Annotated in this window: 18 protein-coding genes; 6 read left to right on the top strand and 12 right to left on the bottom strand. The window is 75.3% G+C overall.

Annotation, left to right across the window (positions count from 1 at the left end; translation table 11 throughout):
• Window positions 1-299: 299 nt before the first annotated feature.
• A complete protein-coding gene (locus ACIA5F_RS06520) occupies window positions 300-1,439 on the top strand; it encodes an alpha/beta hydrolase (RefSeq protein ID WP_399349799.1) in 1,140 nt (379 codons plus the stop codon).
• Here ACIA5F_RS06520 and ACIA5F_RS06525 read toward each other — a convergent pair.
• Entirely contained in the window at window positions 1,417-2,922 is a 1,506-nt protein-coding gene (locus ACIA5F_RS06525; protein ID WP_399349801.1) for a carboxylesterase/lipase family protein, read from the bottom strand. The genes ACIA5F_RS06520 and ACIA5F_RS06525 overlap by 23 nt on opposite strands.
• 148 nt (window positions 2,923-3,070) lie before the next feature.
• Between ACIA5F_RS06525 and ACIA5F_RS06530 the strand changes: the two genes are divergently transcribed.
• Both ACIA5F_RS06530 and ACIA5F_RS06535 read left to right on the top strand, forming a co-directional pair.
• The gene (locus tag ACIA5F_RS06530) at window positions 3,071-3,427 is read left to right on the top strand and encodes a hypothetical protein (protein WP_399349802.1); all 357 of its coding nucleotides are present in this window, start codon (window positions 3,071-3,073) and stop codon (window positions 3,425-3,427) included.
• A gap of 94 nt (window positions 3,428-3,521) precedes the next feature.
• On the top strand, window positions 3,522-3,797 hold the full coding sequence (locus ACIA5F_RS06535) for a chaplin (RefSeq protein ID WP_399349804.1): 276 nt from the start codon (window positions 3,522-3,524) through the stop codon (window positions 3,795-3,797).
• 114 nt (window positions 3,798-3,911) lie between these two features.
• Here the strand turns inward: ACIA5F_RS06535 and ACIA5F_RS06540 are convergent, their stop codons facing one another.
• From ACIA5F_RS06540 to ACIA5F_RS06575, 8 genes are all read right to left on the bottom strand, one after another.
• The gene (locus ACIA5F_RS06540; RefSeq protein ID WP_399349806.1) at window positions 3,912-4,769 is read right to left on the bottom strand and encodes a tyrosinase family protein; all 858 of its coding nucleotides are present in this window, start codon (window positions 4,767-4,769) and stop codon (window positions 3,912-3,914) included.
• Between the two features lie 13 nt (window positions 4,770-4,782).
• Window positions 4,783-5,151, bottom strand: coding sequence for a tyrosinase family oxidase copper chaperone (locus tag ACIA5F_RS06545; RefSeq protein ID WP_399349808.1), 369 nt, complete (start codon window positions 5,149-5,151; stop codon window positions 4,783-4,785).
• 59 nt (window positions 5,152-5,210) lie between these two features.
• Window positions 5,211-5,738: a GNAT family N-acetyltransferase gene (locus ACIA5F_RS06550; protein WP_399349810.1), complete on the bottom strand. Its 528-nt coding sequence runs from the start codon at window positions 5,736-5,738 to the stop codon at window positions 5,211-5,213.
• 160 nt (window positions 5,739-5,898) lie between these two features.
• Window positions 5,899-7,017, bottom strand: a complete 1,119-nt coding sequence (locus ACIA5F_RS06555) for an acyl-CoA dehydrogenase family protein (RefSeq protein WP_399349812.1) — start codon at window positions 7,015-7,017, stop codon at window positions 5,899-5,901.
• Window positions 7,014-8,204: an acyl-CoA dehydrogenase family protein gene (locus ACIA5F_RS06560; protein WP_399349814.1), complete on the bottom strand. Its 1,191-nt coding sequence runs from the start codon at window positions 8,202-8,204 to the stop codon at window positions 7,014-7,016. Before ACIA5F_RS06560 ends, ACIA5F_RS06555 begins: the two co-directional genes overlap by 4 nt.
• Window positions 8,205-8,457: 253 nt before the next feature.
• Entirely contained in the window at window positions 8,458-9,222 is a 765-nt protein-coding gene (locus tag ACIA5F_RS06565; protein WP_399349816.1) for a PIG-L deacetylase family protein, read from the bottom strand.
• A gap of 90 nt (window positions 9,223-9,312) precedes the next feature.
• Window positions 9,313-10,623 (bottom strand): alpha/beta fold hydrolase, encoded by a 1,311-nt coding sequence (locus ACIA5F_RS06570; RefSeq protein ID WP_399349818.1) that lies wholly within the window; start codon window positions 10,621-10,623, stop codon window positions 9,313-9,315.
• 386 nt (window positions 10,624-11,009) lie between these two features.
• On the bottom strand, window positions 11,010-12,095 hold the full coding sequence (locus ACIA5F_RS06575; RefSeq protein WP_399349820.1) for an S-(hydroxymethyl)mycothiol dehydrogenase: 1,086 nt from the start codon (window positions 12,093-12,095) through the stop codon (window positions 11,010-11,012).
• A 166-nt stretch (window positions 12,096-12,261) separates the two neighbouring features.
• On the opposite strand from ACIA5F_RS06575, the gene ACIA5F_RS06580 reads away from it, so the two are divergent.
• Both ACIA5F_RS06580 and ACIA5F_RS06585 read left to right on the top strand, forming a co-directional pair.
• Window positions 12,262-13,281, top strand: a complete 1,020-nt coding sequence (locus tag ACIA5F_RS06580) for a DUF5954 family protein (protein ID WP_399349822.1) — start codon at window positions 12,262-12,264, stop codon at window positions 13,279-13,281.
• Between the two features lie 394 nt (window positions 13,282-13,675).
• Window positions 13,676-14,206: a transglycosylase SLT domain-containing protein gene (locus tag ACIA5F_RS06585; protein ID WP_399349824.1), complete on the top strand. Its 531-nt coding sequence runs from the start codon at window positions 13,676-13,678 to the stop codon at window positions 14,204-14,206.
• Window positions 14,207-14,305: 99 nt separating this feature from the next.
• Here ACIA5F_RS06585 and ACIA5F_RS06590 read toward each other — a convergent pair whose 3' ends face one another.
• Window positions 14,306-15,946 carry a peptide-N4-asparagine amidase gene (locus ACIA5F_RS06590; protein ID WP_399350235.1) on the bottom strand — a complete coding sequence of 547 codons (1,641 nt, stop codon included), beginning with the start codon at window positions 15,944-15,946 and terminating at the stop codon, window positions 14,306-14,308.
• 366 nt (window positions 15,947-16,312) lie between these two features.
• Between ACIA5F_RS06590 and ACIA5F_RS06595 the strand changes: the two genes are divergently transcribed.
• A complete protein-coding gene (locus ACIA5F_RS06595; RefSeq protein ID WP_399349826.1) occupies window positions 16,313-16,906 on the top strand; it encodes a response regulator transcription factor in 594 nt (197 codons plus the stop codon).
• A 27-nt stretch (window positions 16,907-16,933) separates the two neighbouring features.
• Here the strand turns inward: ACIA5F_RS06595 and ACIA5F_RS06600 are convergent, their stop codons facing one another.
• Together ACIA5F_RS06600 and ACIA5F_RS06605 are read right to left on the bottom strand one after the other, a co-directional pair.
• Window positions 16,934-18,817, bottom strand: a complete 1,884-nt coding sequence (locus ACIA5F_RS06600; RefSeq protein ID WP_399349828.1) for an ATP-binding cassette domain-containing protein — start codon at window positions 18,815-18,817, stop codon at window positions 16,934-16,936.
• A complete protein-coding gene (locus ACIA5F_RS06605; protein ID WP_399349830.1) occupies window positions 18,814-20,784 on the bottom strand; it encodes an ATP-binding cassette domain-containing protein in 1,971 nt (656 codons plus the stop codon). Before ACIA5F_RS06605 ends, ACIA5F_RS06600 begins: the two co-directional genes overlap by 4 nt.
• Between the last annotated feature and the right edge of the window lies 1 nt (window position 20,785).

Raw genomic sequence — 20,785 nt, forward strand, 5'->3', positions numbered from 1 at the left:
GGCCCTGTCGCGGAAGCGGCCCCCGGCCCGGGCCTGGGGCCGGGGCGATGAACCGGACGGGGGGAATCCGGGCGGGCGCGACCGCACCGTACCGGCTTCGCGTGCGGGGACCGGGGATACTCGGCGCACAGGACACGAACGCCGCGGACCTTCCCCGTACCGGGCAACGAATGCCTCTCAAACGGCCCAAGAGAAGGGAAAACGCGGAACCCGGGCATTCTTCCGTTCATCCTCCGAATGGCAAGGACCAGTCGTCGGACGCCCCCCACGGGGCAGTACCAGCCGGAGAGCCACCGCAGATGTCGTACGCACCCGACAGGCAGCAGTACCCGCCGTACCGTGAGCCGGACCGGGAGGAGGAGGGCCGGGACCCCGGCCCCCGGCGGCCGGGGCGGCTCCGGCGCCTGGCGCTCTCGGGGGTCTGCGTGCTCGCGCTCGCGGGGGTCGCCGCGCTCGTGATGAACCACTACGAGATACCCCCCTTCACCGACAAGGGCGAGGCCGTGTCCTTCGGGAAGGCTCCCGGCGTCGAGCAGGGCACGGGCGCCGGGAGCGCGCGGGCGGCGACCTCGAAGATGCTGATGCCCACGGGACCGGCGGCCGACTTCAAGAACGCGATGACCCTGCCCGACGGCACGCACGTCGCCGTCGCCACGCTGGACGGCCCGAAGTCCGGTTTCAAGGGCAAGGTCTGGGTGTGGGCGCCCAAGGAGTACGACGACCCCCGGTTCGCCAGGAGCGGCTTCCCGGTGATGATCGCGCTCCCGGGCGGCGCCGGATACCCGAACAACTACTGGATGGGCACCGACCTGGGACTCCAGAACAGCATCAGCACCTGGTACGGCGAGGGGAAGAGCAAGCCCTTCATCCTGGCCATGCCGGTGCTGAACCCCGGCCCGGACGACAAGGGCGTCTACTGGGACGGCTCCGACATCCCCGGCCAGCCCCGGATGGGCACCTGGCTGACCGACGACGTCCCGGACTTCGTGCGGGCCAACTTCCGTACCGTCAAAGCCCGTGACGGCTGGGCCTTCATGGGCTCCTCCACCGGCGGTTTCGCGGGCCTGAAGGCCGTACTGAAGTACCCGGAGAAGTTCAAGGCCGTGATCGCCTCGGGCCCGGACATCGCCCCGGACTCCCCGCTGTGGAAGGGCCACGACAAGGAGAAGGCCGAGAACGACCCCGGGGTGCTGGCCCAGCGGCTCATCGCACGCAAGGGGCCGGAGGTGTACCTCGCCTTCCAGGTCGGCACCGCCGAGAGCGACAGGAACACCCTGCCGAACGTGCGGAAGTTCATCGCCACCTACGGCAAGGGGCCGGTCCACACCGAACTGAAGGTCATCCAGGGCGGCCGGCACAACGCCAAGACCTACGTCCCGAACATGGGCCAGGGGCCGATCCAGTACATCAGCCAGGTCATGACCGGACCGGTCGAGTGAGCGGCCTCGGCCCCGTGTCCCGGTGCTCCGGCCCGCCGAACGCCTTCGGCGGGCCGGAGCCGTCCCAGGGCGCCCAGCCCGGGTCCCCGGTCACGGCGAAGGAGACCCAGGCCGCGTGCATCTCCCCGGCCAGCGCCCGCGGGGCGTGCGGACCGGCCAGCCAGGACGTCTCGGGCGCGTCCAGCGTGTCGAACACGAAGCCCAGTTCCAGGGCGTGGCAGGCGCCCAGGCCCGGGACCCCGGAGGGCCAGCCGAACTCGTAGAGGAAGCTCGGCGCTCCCCGCCGCGCCCCGGCGAGCCTGCGCAGCGGGTCGCGCAGCAGCCGGTCGGTGAGCAGTTGCCCGGCGAGTTCGGCCGGGCTCGCCCCGGGGAGCGCGGCGCGCAGCGCCCGTACGGCGGTGCGGTCCTTGCCCGTGCGGCGGCGGGCCAGTTCCACGGCGAGCGGGCCCAGCCGGTCCAGGAGCCGCATCCCGCCGGTGGGGGCGAGCCAGAGCCGGTACTCCTCGGTGGTCCAGCCCAGCAGCAGCGGTACGGCGGTCCCCGCCCCGGCGTCCGTGAGGGCGTCGAGGGGGTCGGCGGGGACCGTGTCCGGGTCGGTGACCAGCCCGAAGGAGGGTCCGCCGAGGAGCGGCCCGGAGCGGCGCGAGGCGGCCGACTGGGCGGCGAGCAGCGCGGGCAGGCCGACGGTGGCGAAGGCCGCGGCGGTGGCGGGCACCTTCAGCAGCGAGGCCATCCGCCGGACCACGGCGCGCACCTGTGCGCGGGGCAGCACCTCGGGGGCCCCGCTCTGCAGGACGGCCCGGGAGAAGAGGCCGGCGGCCCGGGGCGCGGTGAGGAGCGAGCCGATGCTGATGGCCCCGGCGGACTCGCCGAAGACGGTGACCCGGTCCGGGTCCCCGCCGAAGGCCGCGATGTTCTCCCGGACCCAGGTGAGGGCGGCGATCTGGTCCAGCAGGCCCCGGTTGGCGGGGGCGTCGGGGAAGAGGCCGTAGCCGAGGACGCCGAGGCGGTAGTTGACGGAGACGAGGACGACGCCGTCGCGGGCGAAGGCCGAACCGTCGTAGACGGGGACGGCCGAGGAGCCCCGGGTCAGTGCTCCGCCGTGCATCCACACCATGACGGGCAGCCGGGCCCCGGGGGCCGGGTCGGGGGTCCAGACGTTGAGGCCGAGGCAGTCGTCCCCGGGGATCTCCGGGTCGGGCAGCAGGGCCGCGAACGCCGGCGGGTAGGGGGCCTTGGGCGCGGTGGGGCCGTACGCCCCGGCGTCCCGTACGCCGTCCCAGGCGGCCGGGGGCGCGGGCGCCGCGAAGCGGAGGGCGCCGACGGGCGGCGCGGCGTACGGGACGCCCCGGAAGACCGCGGTCCCGCCCGCCCCGGTCCGGCCCTCGACCACCCCGTACGCGGTCCTGACCCGGGGCCGGCCACCGGTTCCCGTCCCCGTACCGCCGGTGCCCCTGCCGCCCGTGGTGTCCGCTGCGCTCATCGCGTCCTCCCGCTGCCTGTCCGTAGCCCGTACGCGGGCGTCCGCGCGCCCGGGTGTCCACGCCGCCCGGTGCGGCGCGCACGGTCGCACAGCCTTTCAACGGGTGACAAGGCGTGACCGTGCCCGGGGGCGGCCGGGTTGGACCGGCATGCGATTCCTGTCTCCGCGCCCCGGCGCCCGCCGCCTCTTCCGGACCCGTGCGGTCCCCGCCCTGCTGCTGGCGGCCACGGCCGCCACGGCCCTCTCCTCCGTCCCGGCCCTGGCCGCCGGTCCGGACTTCCAGTACGTCGGCCAGGACGACCGGGTCCACGGGCTCACCGCGCCCCGGGGCTGTGTCGGGGCCGAGGGCGGTGGCGGCCGGGCCGTCACGAACAACACCCCCGCGACCGCGACGTTCTACCGGGAGCCGGGCTGCTCGGGCCGTGTGGTGCAGGTGCTGCGGCCGGGCGCGGTCGCCCAGGTGAAGCCGTATTTCGCCTCCGTGCGCTTCGCCGTCACCGGGTAGGCCCAGCGGCCGTGACCCCTGGGCCTCCCCCGCGTTGTATGCCATGTCAAACGCCGCAGATTCTGTGGCTCCCCATTCTCACGAGGAGATCTTGATGTCGCGTATCGCGAAGGCACTCGCCATCACCGCTGTGGCCGGTACCGCTGTGGCCGCCGGTGCGGGTCTGGCCGTCGCCGATGCCGGAGCGCAGGGTGCGGCGGTCGGTTCCCCCGGTGTCCTGTCGGGCAACCTGCTCCAGGTTCCGGTGCACGTCCCGGTCAACGTCTGCGGCAACACCATCGACGTGGTCGGCCTGCTGAACCCGGCGTTCGGCAACACCTGCATCAACAAGTCCGGTGGCCACCACGCCGCCCCGGGCTACGGTCACTGACCGTCGCCCCCACCGCTACACCGAGGGCCCCCGCCACGGCGGGGGCCCTTCCCGTGCGCCCGGACCGCCGTACCCCGCCCGCCTTCCGGAGGGCGGGGCGCGGCGCACGCGGGGTCACTCGTAGCGGTAGAGGCGCTGGTGGCCGGACATCTCGCGCGGGCTGACGTCCCACGGGGGCATCGGCTCGTCCAGGGCGATCACCCGGCCGCGCTGGAAGTCGCCCAGCGGGGGCGGGACGGCGGGCAGGTAGCCGGAGTCGGGGTGCTTCTGCTGCCAGCGGTCCCAGATCAGGTCGACGAAGGCGTGGTGCAGCCAGAACACCGGATCGTTGGGCGCCGTACCGCCCGTCATGTGGCCGCCGATCCACTGGTGGACCTTGTTGTGGTTGCGCCAGTGCTCGCTGCGGGGCGCGGCCCACCCCTCCAGCTTGTTGCGGAAGCCGCCGACGGTGGAGTCCCAGGGCGAGACGTCGTAGACCGGGTCGCCGAGCGCCCACCGGAGTTCGGCGGGGGTGGGCAGGGAGACCGGGTCCTGCGGCCGTCCGAGGTTGCGGGTGAGGAAGCGGGCCTCCCGGACGCCCACGGTGACGTTCCAGCCGCCCCTCTCGTGGGCGAAGGGACCCGTCATCACCTGCCGGTCGCCGTCGCGGCCGGTGCCGCCGAGGAAGTCGTCGGCCCAGAGGGAGGAGACCGGGCTGGTGTCGGTGGTCCAGTCCCAGTAGGGGACGCAGACGCCCGGGTCGACCGTCCGCAGCTGCTTCTCGAACTCCAGCAGGTAGCGGCGGTGCCAGGGGAAGAAGGACGGGGACATGTGCCCGACCCGGAGCTTGCGGTCCCGGTCGGGCACGAAGTACGTGTCGTGGGTGCGGACGAAGGCGTCGTAGACGCCGTTGCGCTTGAGTTCCAGCACCGCGGCCGTGAAACGCTTCTTCTGGGCGCTGGTCAGGTTCTTCTGGTTCTGCCGGGTGTACAACGGGGCTCCTCCGTCAGCCGTGGTGCGGGGCCGCCGCCATCGCCAGCCGGGCCGTGCCCAGTTCGTCGACGGCGGCGCGGGCCAGTTCCAGTGGGGTCGCGAAGGACTGGAAGTGGTTGATCCCGCTGAGGTAGCTGCCGTCGGCACGGCGCATGACGTGCAGCGGACGGCCGTCGACGCGGATGCCTGCGGGGTCCACGGCGATGTGCCGGCCCCGGTAGGTCTCCTCGGTGAACGGCGCCGGGGTGAGGGTCTGCCGGGGGCGCCGGGCGCGCAGTACGGGGGCCAGCGCCGCGGCCGTGCCGGCGAGCACGGCCGCGGTGAAGGCGGTACGCAGGAGCGCGCGGCGGGTGAGTGGTGCGGCGGCGGACGCTGCGGACATGCGTTCTCCCTCGTTCGGTGGCCGGGGCCGCCGGGTCTAACGCGGCGCGGCGGACGAGGTCACCCCTGGGGGTGCTTGTAGAAGAGGGTCGTGGGGTGCAGGCGGCCCTGCGGGTCGGCGGCGTAGTCGGGGATGGTGCCGGCCTCCGTCCAGCCCGCCGAGCGGTAGACGTGTTCGGCGCCGCTGCCGGTCTCGGTGTCCAGGAAGAGCAGCACCACCCCGGACCGGGCCGACGCCGCCTCCGCCTCGGCGAGCAGCGCACGGGCGGTGCCCCGGCCGCGGGCCGCCGGGTGGACCATGAGTTTGCGCAGCTCGGCGCGGTGGCGGCCGTTGGGCTTGGACTCCCGGTAGCAGCTCACGGTGCCGTCGACACGGCCGTCGCCGCCCCGGGAGACCCAGAGCGCGAGGGAGCCGTCCTCGACGGCGGGCGCCAGGGAGTCCCACCAGGCGGCGGCGGAGGGGTGGTCGAGGCCGGCGAGGAAGCCGAGCGAGGAGCCGTCGGCGACCACGTCGTGCAGGAGGGCGGCGAGTTCGTCGCGGTGCGCGCGGAGCGCGGCGGCGGAGAGCGCGGTGATGGTGGACGTCATGCGCCGAGGATAGGAACCGTCCGGAGCCGGGCCGGAGGGGGGGCGGCGCACCTTCCTGGTCACAGCGCCGGCCCGGGGGCGGTGGAGGAGCGTGAGGAGAGGACGAGGCGGCGCAGACGGCCCGGCGGGCGGCGGGCGGTCACGGGTGCGTGGCGGGCGGTCAGGGGGCCGGGAGGTCCGCGAGGCCGACGAGGAGGCTCCGGTGGTGGCCCGCCGTGCCGAGGGCGAGGGAGTCGGCCTTGGCCCGCTTGAGGTAGAGGTGGGCCGGGTGTTCCCAGGTCATGCCGGTGCCGCCGTGCAGTTGGACGCACTCCTCGGCGGCGCGGACGGCGACGTCGGAGCAGTACGCCTGGGCGACGGCGACCGTCAGGGGCGCGTCGGGGGCGGCCGTGGCCAGCGCGTCGGCCGCGGCCCTGGCCGCCGCGCGGGCGGAGGCCACGTCGAGCCAGAGGCGGGCGAGCCGGTGCTTGAGGGCCTGGAAGGAGCCGACGGGCCGGTTGAACTGGTGGCGCGCCGTGACGTGCCCGACCGTCCGCGTCAGGCACCACTCGGCGAGACCGAGCTGTTCGGAGGCGAGCAGTCCGGCCGCCGGGAGGAGGGCTCCGGTGACCGCCGCGCGGGCCGTGGCGGCGTCGGCGAGGCGGGTCGCGGCCGTCGCGTCGAAGGTGACGGTGGCGAGCGGGCGGGTCAGGTCCAGCGGGACGAGCGGGGTCAGCCGGGGCAGGGCGGCGGGGACGGCGTACAGCCCGGTGTCGGCGAGGACCAGCAGCACGTCCGCGGCGACCGCGTCGGCGACGGAGGTGACCCTGCCGGTCAGGGTCCCGCCGCCGGTGTCACGGACGGTCTCCGGCAGGGGTGCGCCCGGGGCCAGGGTCAGGGGCACGGCGGGTACGCAGATCCGGTGGCCGAGGGCCACCTCCCGCAGCAGTGCGGACGCCTCGGCGCTCTCGCACCGGAGCAGGATCTCGGTGGCGAGCACCGCGCTGGTCAGGTACGGGACGGGGGCCACGGCCCGGCCCAGCTCCTCCAGGACCACGGCCGCCTCGCGGTGGCCCGCGCCCTGGCCGCCGCGTTCCACGGGCACCAGGAGCCCGGCGGCGCCGATGTCCACGGCGAGGGTGTGCCACAGGGCCGGGTCGTGCGGGCGTCCGGTCCCGGCGCGGGCGAGGGTGTCCGCGGGGGCGCAGCGGGCGGTGAGGAGGGAGCGGACGGCGGCGCGGAGTTCCTCCTCGGTCTCGGAGTGGAGCAGGTCGAGGGGGGTGTGCGGGGCGGTCGTCATCGGCTCAGGTCCTTCCAGGGGGTGTCCTTGTCGTCGCGCGGCTCGGGGGGCAGGCCGAGGACCCGTTCGGCGACGATGTTGAGGAGGACCTCGCTGGTGCCGCCCTCGATGCTGTTGCCCTTGGCGCGCAGGTAGCGGTAGCCCGCGTCGCGGCCGGTGAAGTCGACGCGGTCGGGGCGGCGCAGGGTCCAGTCCCCGTACAGCAGGCCCTCCTCGCCCAGGAGTTCCACCTCGGTCGCGCTGATCTCCTGGTTGAGGCGGGCGAAGGTGAGTTTCATCCCCGAGCCCTCCGGGCCGGGCGCTCCGGCGGCGAGCTGCTGGCGCAGCCGTTCGGCGGTGAGCCGGGCCACCTCGGCCTCGGTCCACAGCTCCAGGAGCCGCTGGTGGAGGGCGTGGGTGCGCAGCTCGGGGCGTTCGCGCCAGACGGTGGCGAGCCGGGCGATCATGCCGCCCTCGCGCGGGACGTCGGCGCCGCCGATGGAGACGCGTTCGTTCATCAGGGTGGTGCGGGCGACGGCCCAGCCCTGGCCCACGGCGCCGAGGCGGTGGGAGTCGGGGACGCGGACCCCGGTGAGGAAGACCTCGTTGAACTCGGCCTCGCCGGTGAGCTGGCGCAGCGGGCGGACCTCGACGCCGGGGGCGCGCATGTCGCAGAGGAAGTAGGTGATGCCCCGGTGCTTGGGGAGTGCCGGGTCGGTGCGGGCGAGCAGGAGGGCCCAGCGGGCGGTGTGGGCGCTGGAGGTCCACACCTTCTGTCCGTCGACCACCCAGTCGCCGGAGCCCTCGTCCAGGACGGCGCGGGTGGCGAGGGCGGCGAGGTCGGAGCCGGCGCCGGGCTCGCTGAAGAGCTGGCACCAGACCTCGTCCCCGGCCCACAGGGGGCGCAGGAAGCGGCGTTTCTGTCCGGGTGTGCCGTACGCGAGGATCGTGGGCGCGGCCATGCCGAGGCCGATGCCGATCCGCCGCGGGTCGTTGCCGGGAGCTCCGGCCGCCTCCAGGGCGGCGTCCACGACGCCCTGGAGGGCGCGGGGCGCGCCGAGTCCGCCGAGGCCCTCGGGGTAGTGGACCCAGGCGAGTCCGGCGTCGAAGCGGGCGTGCAGGAAGGCGGTGGTCCCGGTGGTGGCGGGCGGGTGCGCGACGAGCAGTTCGCCCGTACGGTGCAGCAGGTGCGCGGCGGTGACGGTCATCGGGCGGCTCCGTCCGGGGCCGGGACGAGGACCGGTCGGCCGGTGGTGGCCCCGGCGGCGTGGGGGCCGGGCGCCGGTCCGGGAGCATCCCCGGGGCGCGGGGCCTCGTGTGGTGCGTCGGGGGTGGGTACGCGCCGTGCCTGCATCCGGGGCCTCCAGCCGCCGTCGGGGTGTCACACTCCGCGCGCATGCTAGTGCCGTGACGGGCCGGGGGACCGCCCGGTCCGGTGGCCCCGGGCGCAGGGGTGCCCGGTCAGCGGGGGAAGAGCTCGAACGGGACCGTCGGACGGCCGCCGAACCGGGCGGCGTCCCGCTGGGCGTAGCCGGTGAGGAAGGTGCGGACGTACTCCTCGGGGTCCTTGTCCGTCAGGACCTTGAGGTAGGCCCGGTGTTCCAGCAGGGACCGCACCGAACGTTCCAGGCCGGGGCCCGCGTCGACCGCGTGCGTGGGCGTGTTGGAGCCGGCGACCGCGACCCACCGCACGCCGTCCCACGGCTCCAGGCCCTGTTCGGCGAGGAGTTCGGGGAAGATCCACCGGTTGCCGGCGTCGGAGGCCGCGTCCAGGGTGGCCAGGCCCACGGCCTTGTGGTCGGGGGTGTTCCAGGCGCCACCGCCGCCCAGCCCGCCCCAGGTGTCACGGTGGTTGAGGGTGATCACCAGGTCGGGGCGGTACCGTCGGACGGCCGCCGCGATGTCCCGGCGCAGGCCGAGGCCGTACTCGACGACGCCGTCGCGGTAGTCGAGGAACTCCACCGACGACACGCCGACGACCGCCGCGCTCGCGCGCTGCTCGGCCTCGCGCAGCGGGCCGCAGTCGGCGGGGTCGACGGTGTCGATGCCCGCCTCGCCGCGGGTCGCGAGCAGGTAGGCGACCTCCCGGCCGCCGTCCGTCCACTGCGCGACCGCCGCGGCGCAGCCGTACTCCAGGTCGTCGGGGTGGGCGACCACGGCGAGGGCGCGCTGCCAGTCGGTGGGCATGGGCTGCAACGGCGCGGGCTTGTCCAGGTGTCCGGTCATGCGTCGCACCCTAAGCGTACGGACCGGTACGGGCGGGGCACCGGACCCGCCCGTACGTCACCTCCGGCCCGGGGCGCCGGGCGGCCGGTGCTACGCCTCGTCGCGCACCAGGGCCAGCAGCCGGTCCAGGACGCGGGGGCCGCCCGCGCGGACGCCGTCGTGCTCGAACTCGTCGGTGACCCAGGTCCGCAGGCCCCGGATCGCGCGCGCGGTCTCCAGGGAGTGCGCGGTGTCCACGTACAGGTCGTCGTGGTAGACGGCGGCGGCCACCGGCACCTCGTTGGCGGCGAGCCGCGCCGGGTCGTAGAGGGGGCCCCAGCCGGTACGGGCGGCCAGCAGTTCGGCGGTCTCGCGCAGCGGGACGAGGGCCGGGTCGGTGGTGAAGTGCCAGGGGTGGACGTCCTCGGCGGTGAGGAGCAGGGGCTCGTCGCCCGCGAGGGTCCTGGCGGCGTCGAAGCGGGGGTGGCGGGCGCGCACCCGGTCGGCGGCCCAGCCGGTCGGGGCGGCCGGGTCCTGGGCGTAGATCGACTCGTGGACCAGCGCGTAGAGGGGGTGTCCGGCGAAGGAGAGGAGCCCCCGGACCTCCTCCAGGAAGGCGTCGCCGAGGGCGGGCCCGGCCGGGGTCGGGACGAAGGCGTCCTCCAGGAGGTAGTGCAGCTGGTGGCTGCCGTCGCCCGAGCCGAGGAGGATGCCGAGGGACTGGAACGCCGCCACGGTGAGGAGGTGGCCGCCGGGGAGCCCGGCCGGGTGCGCGGCGAGGTGGGCGGCGATCCGGCGGGCGCGCTCCACGTCCATGGGATAACGGGCGTAGTGCGCCAGGCTCTTGTGCTCCATGCGGGGGTAGGCCGCCTCGTACACCTCCTCGGCGGTGGCGGTCAGCGAGGGCAGGCCGCCGGTGATCAGGGCCGCGGCCAGGCCCTCGGGGGCGGTGGAGAGGTAGTGGACGGTGCAGAAGCCGCCGTAGCTCTGGCCGAGGACCGTCCAGGGCGCGCCGCCGGTCAGGGCGGGGCGGATCGCCTCGGCGTCGCGCACGATGGAGTCGGCGCGGAAGTGGGCGAGGTGGTCGGCCTGCTGGGCGGGGGTGCCGCGCAGGGGCAGGGTCTGCCGGTTCAGCGGGGTGGAGCGGCCGGTTCCGCGCTGGTCGAGCAGGAGGACGCGGTACTCGGTGAGGGCCCGTTCCAGCCATGCCTGCCGTCCGATGAACCGCCTGGCGCCGAAGCCGGGTCCGCCCTCAAGGTAGAGGAGCCAGGGCAGGGTCTCGGGGTCCTTGCCCGCGGCGACGACCTCGCGGGCGTACAGCTCGATCTGTTCGCCGTCCGGGCGTCCGTGGTCGAGCGGGACGGTGAACCGGTGGTCGGTGAGGACGACACCGGGCTGACGGTAACTGCGGGCGAAGCTCACGGACGGCCCCTGGGTGGTGGGAGGGCTGCCCCGTCGTCCCGGCCGGGGGGCGGGGGGGGGGGGGGGGGGGGGTGGCGCGCGGGCGGAGGGGGGGGGGGGGGGGGCGGCGCCCCGCCCCGCGATGGGGTGCGCCCCCCCGGGGGCGTCGTTAAGGGGGGGCCCCCCCCCCGGCCGCGCCCGGGGGGGGGGGGGGGGGCCCCCGCCGGCCGGGCGGGGGCGGCGGCGGGCACGACGGGTGATGTCCCGGCCGATCCTAGGTCGTGCTGTGACGTACGGGGTCCGGCGGGGGCCCGGGGCTTACGGCCGGTCGGGCGGCCCCGCCCGACCGGGCCCCGGGCCGCCACCGGACCCCGGGCCCCGGCGGGGCCTCCGCCCGCGGTGGTCCGTCAGAACTCGACCACCGAGCGGAGGACCTCGCCGCGTTCCATCCGGGCGAAGGCGGCCTCGACCCCGTCGAGCGGGACGGTCTCGGAGACGAAGGCGTCCAGGTCGAGGCGGCCCTGGAGGTAGAGGTCGACGAGGAACGGGAAGTCGCGTTCGGGCAGGCAGTCCCCGTACCAGGAGGACTTCAGGGCGCCGCCTCGGCCGAAGACGTCGAGGAGCGGGAGTTCGAGGGTCATCTCCGGGGTCGGGACGCCGACCAGGACCACGGTTCCCGCCAGGTCGCGCGCGTAGAACGCCTGGCGGTAGGTCTCGGGGCGGCCGACGGCGTCGATGACCACGTCCGCGCCGTTCCCGCCGGTCAGTTCCCGGACGGCCTCGACCACGTCCTGGGTGCGGCCGTTCACGGTGTGGGTGGCGCCCAGCCCCCGCGCCCACTCCAGCTTCCGGTCGTCCAGGTCCACCGCGATGATCCGCGAGGCACCGGCCAGCCGGGCGCCGGCCACCGCCGCGTTGCCCACTCCGCCGCAGCCGATGACGGCGACGGAGTCGCCGCGGCCGACGTTGCCCGTGTTCAGGGCGGCGCCGAGGCCCGCCATCACCCCGCAGCCCAGGAGTCCGGCGGCGGCGGGCGCGGCGGCCGGGTCGACCTTGGTGCACTGCCCGGCGGCGACGAGGGTCTTCTCGGCGAAGGCGCCGATCCCGAGCGCCGGGGAGAGGGGGGTGCCGTCCTCCAGGGTCATGGGCTGGGTCGCGTTGTGCGTGGCGAAGCAGTACCAGGGGCGGCCCCGGCGGCAGGCCCGGCAGGTGCCGCACACCGCGCGCCAGTTGAGGACGACGAAGTCGCCGGGTGCGACCGAGGTGACGTCCGGGCCGACCGATTCGACGATCCCGGCGGCCTCGTGGCCGAGCAGGAACGGGAACGCGTCGTTGATCCCGCCTTCGCGGTAGTGCAGGTCGGTGTGGCAGACCCCGCACGCCTGGACCCGGACGAGCGCCTCGCCCGGCCCCGGGTCGGGCACGAGGATCGTCGTCGTCTCCACCGGTGCGCCCTTGCTCCGGGCGATGACCCCTCGTACGCGATGTGTCACGTCGTACCCCGTTCTCGTCGGCTCTCCGCAGAACGTACTACGGAACCACGGGCGCGACGGAGGCGCTCCCCGGTGGAGCGGGTCCCTTTAGCAGAACGGCCGGTGGAGCGGGCGGAGCTCGGCGAACTGGTGCCGGGCGGGTGCCCGTTGTGTTGGTCTGTGGCCCATGAGCAGCGAGGTACCGCCCGGACGTGAACACCTCTACATGAACGTCGAGCACCCGGAGCATCCGGTGGCCGCGGCGCAGGAGGCCGACGCCTCCGACGCGGCGCGCAAGTACGCGCACTACGTCATCCGCGGCCCGCTCTTCGGGGTGGCGGCCCAGGGCGAGGGCGACGGACGGCGGTGGCGGGTGATCAGTGCCGTGAACGACGGCTCCGCCCAGGAGTCCCGCGACGGCCTCAACTCGTACCTGTGGTTCCGGGCGCTGAACGACACCGACGACCGGTCGGTGCGCCGGGAGCTCCTGGCGGCCGTGGCCCGGCTGGAGACCGATCCGGTCAACGAGGTGACGGCGGCGGGCACCCGCTACCGGATCGTCCGGTGCGACGAGTTCCTGTACCGCAACGACGAGGGCCCGGAGCCGCCGCGCCCCACCGACGAGGAGCCCGGTGAGCGCAACTGGGACCTGTGGGCCAAGGGGCCGCGGCTCGACGACGGTTTCGTGATCGACCACATCGCGGCCACCAGCGCGATGACGGCCGCCGAGCGGCTCGCGCTGATGGGGCTGCGGTACCGCAGCCCCCGGTACCCGGCCGAGGTGCGGGACGACTCGCGGCGGGCGGTCGTCTCCCATGCCGGGGTCGTGCTGCTGCCGCCGGCCTTCCGGGTCCTGGAGAGCACCGGGACCGGCTGGGAGCCGGCCAGCGCCATGCAGGCGGGCCCGCACAGCGCGCGCAAGGCGCTGGTGTACCTGCTGACCCAGGCGTGGCCGGTCATGTACGACCTGGACGAGGCCGGGCGGGCCTCGTACGCGCGGGCGGCGCGGGAGTTCCAGGCCGCGGGCGAGGCGGACGTGCTGCGGCTGGACGACGGCCGGGACCTCTGCATCGCGCGGATGCGGCGGCTGGTGCGGATGGGGCCGGACGGGCCCGAGACCGCGCGCCCGTCGGACGAGGACCCGTACGGGCCGACCAGGATGCACCCGCCGATGGACGAGCACGGGACGGTCACGCACGAGAGCTGAGGCCCGGGGCGTCCGACCTGACCACGCGCCCGAAAGGTAGCACTATGGGTGATTTGCATCAGAAGAGCGGATCGCCCATACAGCTCCCCTTAAAGGGCTACTTGCGCATATCAATGCGTGGGATTCCGCAGCCGTGATGTGCGTCACGCGGACCGGTCGGGCGCCCTTCCCGTCAGGGAGCCGGTTCCCTTTCCGCAGAAAGGGAACCGGCCTCTTTCCCCAGGCGCCATCAAGGTCATTCACCGGGCCGGCCGGGGGAAGTCGATCTCCCGGCGGAATACGTGTCTTGTTCCGGCCCCCGGGCTCGCCTACGGTCACCCTCATTCCCGGCTGCCGCCTGCCGAATCCGGCCGCCGCCCGGATGCTCCCGTACCCCCACGTGAGGAATTCCGCCATGCCCGCACACGGTAAGCCCCGCAGGCCGAAGCAGCGTTCGATCACCCGGAGACTGGCCCTCGTCTGCGTCGGCGGAGCGGCCCTGGCCCTCCCGCTGATCGGCGCGACCGCCTCCGTGGCCGCCACCTCCGGGACCACCGCCTCCGTGGCCGCCGGTGGCCCGCTCGCCAGGACCGCGGCGGCGCCCTCCCTGCCCGGCAACACCTACACGGACAATCTCGACGGCTGGATCAGGGAATCGCTGGACATCATGGAACGCCACGGAATTCCCGGCAGCTACGACGGAATTCTTCGCAATGTGATGCGGGAGTCCTCGGGCAATCCGATGGCGATCAACACCTGGGACTCGAACGCCGCGGCGGGTACCCCGTCCAAGGGGCTGCTCCAGGTGATCGACCCGACCTTCCGGGCCTATCACGTCCCCGGCACCCCGCTGGATTCGTACCACCCCGTCGCCAACATCACCGCCGCGTGCAATTACGCGGCCGACCGCTACGGCTCGATCGACAACGTCGACAGCGCTTATTAGCCGCATGCCCCTGTCACGGGGCCGAGGGCGCCCGGCCGGGTCGTGGGCCGGGCGCCCCCGTCGTGCCGCCGGGGCGCGGCGGGCGGGCCCCGGAGGGGGTCAGCAGCGGCGGCGGTCCGCCGTGACCGTGCCCTGCACCGTGGTCACCTCGCGGTCGTAGCAGCCCGCGCCCGTCCCGGACCCGTACATGCGGTGGCGGGCGGAGGTGGTGGCGACCGCGTGCCGCTGGTCGCGCGGGACGTTCGCGGTGTAGGTGGCGTCGCCCGTGTACCGGTCGTCCGTCCGGGTCCGGGAGAGCTGACGGCCGCCGCGCAGGGTGACGGTGTCCGCGCGGTCCCCGAGGGTCAGCACGGTGCGCAGCCGGTCCCCGGCGCCGAGCGTGGTCTCGCCGTCCATCGTGTAGGTGCGCGCGGTACGGGTGGCGGTCGCCCCCCGGGTCACGGTCTCCTCGTCGGTCCAGGTGGCCGTGAGGGCGTCCCGGTCCTCGCCGTCCGTCCAGCGGTGCGCGGAGGTGTTGCGCACGGCCCGGGTGACGGTGGTGGTGACCCGGCCGCGGGAGGTGTCCAGGTGGCCCGCGACCGTCAGCCGGTGCCCGCCCTCGGTGTCCAGGCGGTGTTCGGCGCCGGGGGTCCAGTGGGAGGAGTTGACCGGATCGCTCTCCTCGTGCCGGGTCAGGGCGCCGGTGACGACCTCACGGGCCTCGTCCTGCCACAGCAGCAGGTTGACGGGGGTGCTCCAGCCGCTCTGCCCGGCCGGTACCCCGGCGACGGACACCTCGATCCGGTGCGGGCGGCCGTCGTTGAGCAGGGCCGCCCAGGGGGTGAGGTCGTAGCGGACCGGCTGTACGTCGAAGGCGCGGGGGCCGGGGGTGACGTACCAGAGGAAGGGGTTGGACCAGCCGCCGGTCCAGACGGTGGGGAAGGGCGCGGCGATGCCCGCGAGGCGGCCGTCGACGAGGACGCGGATCTCGCGGTAGGGGCCCCCGGCCGCCTTGCAGGAGTACGGGGCGGCCTCCGGAGTGGTCATGTACCAGTACTCCTCGCAGCCGCCGCCCGAGCCCGTCGCGTACACCTCGGCGACGATCCGTTCCGTGTTGCGGGGCGTGGTGACGGACGGGGAGGTCAGTGGCAGTACCCGGTCGGGGATCTCGGAGGCGGCGGGGGACGCCGGGGCGCCCGCGCGGCCGGCGGCGGCGTAGAAGGTGAGGGTGACCTTGACGGCGATGACGCCCGTGTACGTCTCGTTGACGACGTTGCCGATGAGCATCTCGACGGGCTGCGGGCGGGCGAGGGTGTCGCGGTAGCGGGTGACGTCCTTCTCGACGGACCAGGTGATGCCGTCCGGCGAGGGCTGGGGCGTGGAGGTGCGCAGGATCTCGACGCCGCCGAGGGAGAGGTGGCCGAGACGGTCGTACTGGCGGCCCTTGACCGTGCCGTCCAGGCGCAGGACCACCGTGGACCAGTCGGCGGGACCGCACCGCGTGGGCGGGGCGTAGCTCCCCCGGTACGGGGTGAAGTCCCGGAACTGCGCCTCGGCCAGGGTGACCTGGCAGGACCGGGTGGCGGGGCGGGCGACGGGCGGGGTGACGGTGAGCGGGTCGTGCCAGTCGGTGCCGAACTCGGCGGGCGGCTCCGCGGCGGTGGCCGCCGCCGCACCGGAACCGCCGGGGGCACCAAGGGTGGTGGGGGCGCCGGGGGCGGTGGCGTTCGCGGGTGCGGCCGTACCGGCCAGGGTGAGCATGGCCGTGGCCAGTGCCAGGGCCAGCCGTACCCCGGCCGCGCCGGGCGGGCCCGTGATCCTGTGTCGTCTCATGGGCCCGCAGTGAAACCCGGTGCCCCGGATCACGCCAGACCCGGGGGGCCGATCTGGCCTGATCCGGTCCCCGCGCGGGGTCCGTCGACGGCTCCGGGGGCACATCGCATGCCCGACGTGCCCCACCCGTCCGCCCTGCCCGGGGCGTTTCGGCGCGGACCGGCAACCTGCGGTCCGCAGGAGCCCTTTTACGCCGCGCACTCCTTCACGCCCCCTGCAGATACGTTCCAGCAGTCCGGTACCGGGGCAACCGGATGGTGCCGTCCGTTTCGAAACCGGAAGGAAAGTCTTGTGATGACAAAAATCTTGGTGTTGCACAGCGTGAACCTGGTGCGATCGGCGCTGACCGCGCTGCTCAGGTCCGAGGAGTCCTTCGAGGTGACCTCTGCGGGTCCGCGCACCGCCACCCGGTGCGCGCAGACCTTGCGACCGGACGTGGCGGTCGTGGACTCGGACTGTCCGGGGGCGATGGCGTTACTGGGGGGAGAGGGGGGGCTCGGGTTACGCACTCCGGTCCTCGTGCTCGCCACGGCGGGCCGGCCCGCGTCGCTGCGGCAGGCATTTCAGGCCAAGGCGCTCGGCTATGTCGACAAAGACGGTTCCCCCGGCCGGCTGGTGCGGGCCATACGGCAGGTGTCGGCCGGTGAGCGGTTCGTGGACGCCTCGCTGGCCTCCGCCTTCCTGGAGGCGGAGCGGATGCCGCTCAGCCCGCGCGAACTCAGTGTGCTGGCGCGGGCGGCGGAGGGCGACTCGGTCGCGGAGATCGCCCGAGCCCTGCACCTGACGAGCGGGACGGTGCGCAACTACATGGCGGCGGCCACCCGCAAGACCGGTGCCCGCAACCGGATCGACGCGATACGCATCTCCCGGCGGGCCGGCTGGGTATGAGGGCACACCACCCGCGCCGGTGGTGTGTCAGTCGTGCGTACCGTCCTTCGGGTGGGTGTCGTCCTGCCGGTGGATGCCGTCCTCGCGCCATACGCCGACCAGGTCGCGGTAGAGCTCCGAGCGGGCGGTGAGTTCCGGGTGCGTGCCGCACACGGCCCGGACGCCGTCCAGCAGGAGGACCCGGTCGGCGCGCAGCGCGGAGGAGATCCGGTGCGCGACGACGACGAGGGTGCCGGGGCGGGCGGCCAGGGCGCGTTCGGCCCGTTCCTCGGTCTGCGGGTCCAGGTGACAGGTGGCCTCGTCGAGCAGGAGCAGCGGGGCCGGTGACAGGTAGGCGGCGGCGAGCGCGAGCCGCTGCCGCTCACCCTGCGACAGGCGCGCCGGGTCGACGAGGGCGTCGGGGCCGCCGAGCGCGGTCACCAGCGCGGTGAGGTCCAGGGCGGCCACCGCCTGCGCCAGCCGCGCCGGGTCGAGGCCGTCCGGGGAGAACTGGCCGAGGTTCTCCCCGAGCGTGCCCGTGAACACGTACGCCTGCTGCGGCAGGAGCGTGCGCCGCGGGTCAGGGCCCCGGTGGTCCTGGGCGGCGGGGCGGCCCGCCACCCAGGCGGTGCCGGAGCCGGGCGGGAGGAGTCCGGCCAGCAGGGCGGTGAGCGTGGACTTGCCGATGCCGCTCGGCCCGACCACGGCCAGGTGCTCGCCGGGCCGGACCACCAGGTCGAGGCCGTCCAGGACCGGCTGCGCGTGGGGGCCGTACGCGAAGGTCACCTGCCGCAGCTCGGCGGCGGGACGGACGGCCCGGGCGTCCGGCGGCCGGTCGGCCCGGGGCGCGCCGCCCGCTCCCCCGGCGGCGGGTCCCGGAGGGGAGGCGGGCGGGGAGGCCGGGGGGAGGCCGCCGGAGGGGGCGGGCGTGGCGAAGCGGGCCAGGACCACCAGGAGCCGGGTTCCCGCCGAACCCACCGCCGCCATCAGGGTGTTCAGCGCGGGCAGCAGCGCCTGCACCAGGTAGGTGAGCGCGCCGGCCAGGACGCCCGCGGTGACCCCGCGGCTCAGCAGCCAGGGCGTGGCCACGAGCAGCGCGACGACCGGCAGCTGTCCGGCGACGCCCAGCGCGAGCGTACGGAGGGCAGCCCACCGGGCCAGCCGCTGGGTGAGCTGTTCCTGACCGGCGATCAGCGGTTCCACGGCGCCGGTGGCCGCCGCCCCGGCGCCGCAGGCCACGATGTCGCGGAGCCCGGACGCCAGTTCCCCGACCCGGGCGGACAGGGCCTCGTCGGTGTCGAGGAACGCGCTCTGCGCGGCGGCCATCGGGCGCAGCGTGAGGAGGAACAGGCCCAGCCCCAGCAGCAGCGGAGGGAGCACGACGAGGAGCAGGACCGGGGCGAGCGAGGCCATGCCGAACAGGGCGCCGAGGGCGGTGAAGACGAAGGAACGGGCCGTCAGGACCAGTCCGGCGAAGGAGTCCCGGGCCATCTCGGTCTGCTGGGTGAGCCGGGAGACGGCTCCGGTCCCGGGGGCGCGGGCCGGGTCGGCCACGGCCGCGCCGAGCGACTGGGTCACCGCCCGCCGGACCAGTCCGTCGCGCAGGGGCTCCACCAGGTCCGCGAGGACGGTGAACACCCCGCGCAGCGCGAACGCTCCGGCCAGCGCGGCGACGGCGGCCACGGCCAGCCAGACCAGTCCGGTGCCGGTGCGCCCGGCGAGGAAGCCGTCGTCGAGGGCGCGGGCGACTCCGTAGCCGCCGAGGAAGGTGTGCGCGGACTCCAGCAGCGACCAGAGGGCCAGTACCGCCAGTGGACGGCGGCGGCCCCGCAGGAAGCGGCGGCCCTCGGGGGCCACCAGCCGCCAGGTGCCGCGCTCGGTGGACACGGGCGCGGGCGTGGGCGCGGGCGTGGGTACGGGCGGGCGGGTCATCGGACCGCCTCCGTCGGCCCTGCTGCCCTTGCTGTCCCTGCCGTGCCTGCTGCCTCTGCCGTCCCGGCCGTCGGTGCGGTCGGCCGCGCCGTGCGTACCGCGAACACCGCGCGGTACTCCGGGTCCCGCCACAGCTCGGTGTGGCGGCCGGTGGCCCGGACCCGGCCGGCCTCCAGCCAGACGACGAGATCGGCGCGGACGGCGGAGGAGAGGCGGTGGGCGACGACGATCCGGGTCCCGGGCCGGACCTCGTGGGCCAGGGCCCGTTCGATCTCGCGGGCGGTGACGGTGTCGAGGCTGGAGGTGGCGTCGTCGAGGAGCAGCAGCCGGCCCGCGTGGCAGAACGCCCGGGCCAGGCCGAGGCGCTGGATCTCGCCGCCCGACATCGGGGCGTCGGCGAGCGGGGTGTCGTAGCCGAGCGGGAGGCGCCGGACGAACGGGTCGGCGCCCGCGGACCGGGCCGCGGCCCGCACGGCGTCCGGGCCGGGCGCGGGACCGGCGCCGAAGGCGATGGCGTCGGCGACGGTCGTCCCGAACAGGGCGGGCCGGTCGAAGGCGTGGCCTGTCTCGCGGCGCAGCACGTCCTGGCCGAGGGCGGCCAGCGGGACCCCGTCGAGCAGCACCTGACCGGCGTCCGGGTCGGTGAGACGGCCCGCGACGGCGGCGAGGAGGGACTTCCCGGAGCCGGAGCGGCCGACGACGGCCACCGTGGCCCCGCCGGGAACGGTCAGGGTGACCCCGCGCAGGACGGCGGTCCCGGCGCGCTCGACCCGTACGTCGCGCAGCTCCAGGGTGCCGGGGCCGCCGGGCGGCAGTTCGGCGTCCCCGTGGCCGAGTTCGGGCAGGCCGAGGAGGGCGGCGGTCCGTCCGGCGGCGGCCCGGCCGCGGATCACGGCGCCCAGCAGCCCGGTGACGGCACCGATCCCGGCGGCGAGGCCCGCGTACCGGACGGCGGCGAGCAGCTCGCCCACGCCGAGGGAGCCGGTGGCCAGCCGGAACCCGCCGACGGCGAGGACGGCGTACAGCAGCAGCGGCATGAGGGCGGCGGAGCGGGCCGCGGTGGCGCCGTGGACGCGCCACATCCGGCGCCCCTCGGCGCCGAGTTCGGGCAACTGGCCCAGGACACGGTCCCGTTCGCGGGCGGCGGTGCCTGCGGCGGCGATCGTGCGGGCCCCGGACAGGGCCTCCACCAGCCGTCCCGCCATGGCGAGCTGCACCTGCTGGTAGCGGGAGACGCTGGCGGAGGAGGCCCGGGTGAAGGCCCGCAGCAGCAGGAGCAGCAGCGGCAGTCCGGCGACGAAGACGGTCCCCGTCCAGGGGTCGATGAGGAACAGGGCGACGAGACCGCCCAGCGGCGGGAGCACCGACGCGACGGCGGTGGCCGCGGTCGCGGGCACGGCTCCGGCCTCGGTGGCGTGCGCGGTCAGCCGGGCGGCGAGGTCGCCGGGGGTGTGGCGGGCGGCGAGGTGCGGGGCCGTCAGCGGCAGCCGGGCCAGTGCGAGGCGGCGCAGCAGGCCGGTGGAGCGGGCGTTCACGCTGCCGCTCAGGCGGGCCGTGACGGCGTCGAGGAGCACCCCGGCGGTGATGACGGCCGCGCACAGAAGGGTCCACAACGGCCCGTCCGGGTCGCCGCGCAGCAGCAGTTCGAGGGTGTGCCCGAGGACGGCGGGCTCGGCGAGGGTGGCGAGGGCGGCGCCGACGGAGCATCCGAGGACGCCCGCGGTCCGGCCCGCGCTGTGCCGGACGGCCCTGGTCAGCAGCCGGTCGGCGGTCCGGTCCCGCTCCGGCCCGGGAGAACCGCCCCCGGGCGCACGGGACCCACCGGCCGCACCGGTCCCGGGCGCCCCGGGGCTCCCCCCGGCAGGGGCCGGTGGTCCGGTGCCCCGCAGCGGGTTCAGGTCCGGGTCCGGGTTCAGGTTTTCCGGGTTCAGGTCCGGGTTCGGGTTCCGGTTCGGCGGCGCGGTCATC

It is taken from the genome of Streptomyces sp. NPDC051567, assembly GCF_044454165.1.
Classification (GTDB): Bacteria; Actinomycetota; Actinomycetes; order Streptomycetales; family Streptomycetaceae; genus Streptomyces.

Bases quoted from the DNA above. Each gene is read 5' to 3' on its own strand.
- ACIA5F_RS06545 (WP_399349808.1), bottom strand. From the start codon at position 5,151: ATGTCCGCAGCGTCCGCCGCCGCACCACTCACCCGCCGCGCGCTCCTG.
- ACIA5F_RS06535 (WP_399349804.1), top strand. From the start codon at position 3,522: ATGTCGCGTATCGCGAAGGCACTCGCCATCACCGCTGTGGCCGGTACC.
- ACIA5F_RS06560 (WP_399349814.1), bottom strand. From the start codon at position 8,204: ATGACCGTCACCGCCGCGCACCTGCTGCACCGTACGGGCGAACTGCTC.
- ACIA5F_RS06530 (WP_399349802.1), top strand. From the start codon at position 3,071: ATGCGATTCCTGTCTCCGCGCCCCGGCGCCCGCCGCCTCTTCCGGACC.
- ACIA5F_RS06565 (WP_399349816.1), bottom strand. From the start codon at position 9,222: ATGACCGGACACCTGGACAAGCCCGCGCCGTTGCAGCCCATGCCCACC.
- ACIA5F_RS06590 (WP_399350235.1), bottom strand. From the start codon at position 15,946: ATGCTCACCCTGGCCGGTACGGCCGCACCCGCGAACGCCACCGCCCCC.
- ACIA5F_RS06605 (WP_399349830.1), bottom strand. From the start codon at position 20,784: ATGACCGCGCCGCCGAACCGGAACCCGAACCCGGACCTGAACCCGGAA.
- ACIA5F_RS06550 (WP_399349810.1), bottom strand. From the start codon at position 5,738: ATGACGTCCACCATCACCGCGCTCTCCGCCGCCGCGCTCCGCGCGCAC.
- ACIA5F_RS06580 (WP_399349822.1), top strand. From the start codon at position 12,262: ATGAGCAGCGAGGTACCGCCCGGACGTGAACACCTCTACATGAACGTC.
- ACIA5F_RS06520 (WP_399349799.1), top strand. From the start codon at position 300: ATGTCGTACGCACCCGACAGGCAGCAGTACCCGCCGTACCGTGAGCCG.
- ACIA5F_RS06585 (WP_399349824.1), top strand. From the start codon at position 13,676: ATGCCCGCACACGGTAAGCCCCGCAGGCCGAAGCAGCGTTCGATCACC.
- ACIA5F_RS06525 (WP_399349801.1), bottom strand. From the start codon at position 2,922: ATGAGCGCAGCGGACACCACGGGCGGCAGGGGCACCGGCGGTACGGGG.
- ACIA5F_RS06595 (WP_399349826.1), top strand. From the start codon at position 16,313: ATGACAAAAATCTTGGTGTTGCACAGCGTGAACCTGGTGCGATCGGCG.
- ACIA5F_RS06555 (WP_399349812.1), bottom strand. From the start codon at position 7,017: ATGACGACCGCCCCGCACACCCCCCTCGACCTGCTCCACTCCGAGACC.
- ACIA5F_RS06600 (WP_399349828.1), bottom strand. From the start codon at position 18,817: ATGACCCGCCCGCCCGTACCCACGCCCGCGCCCACGCCCGCGCCCGTG.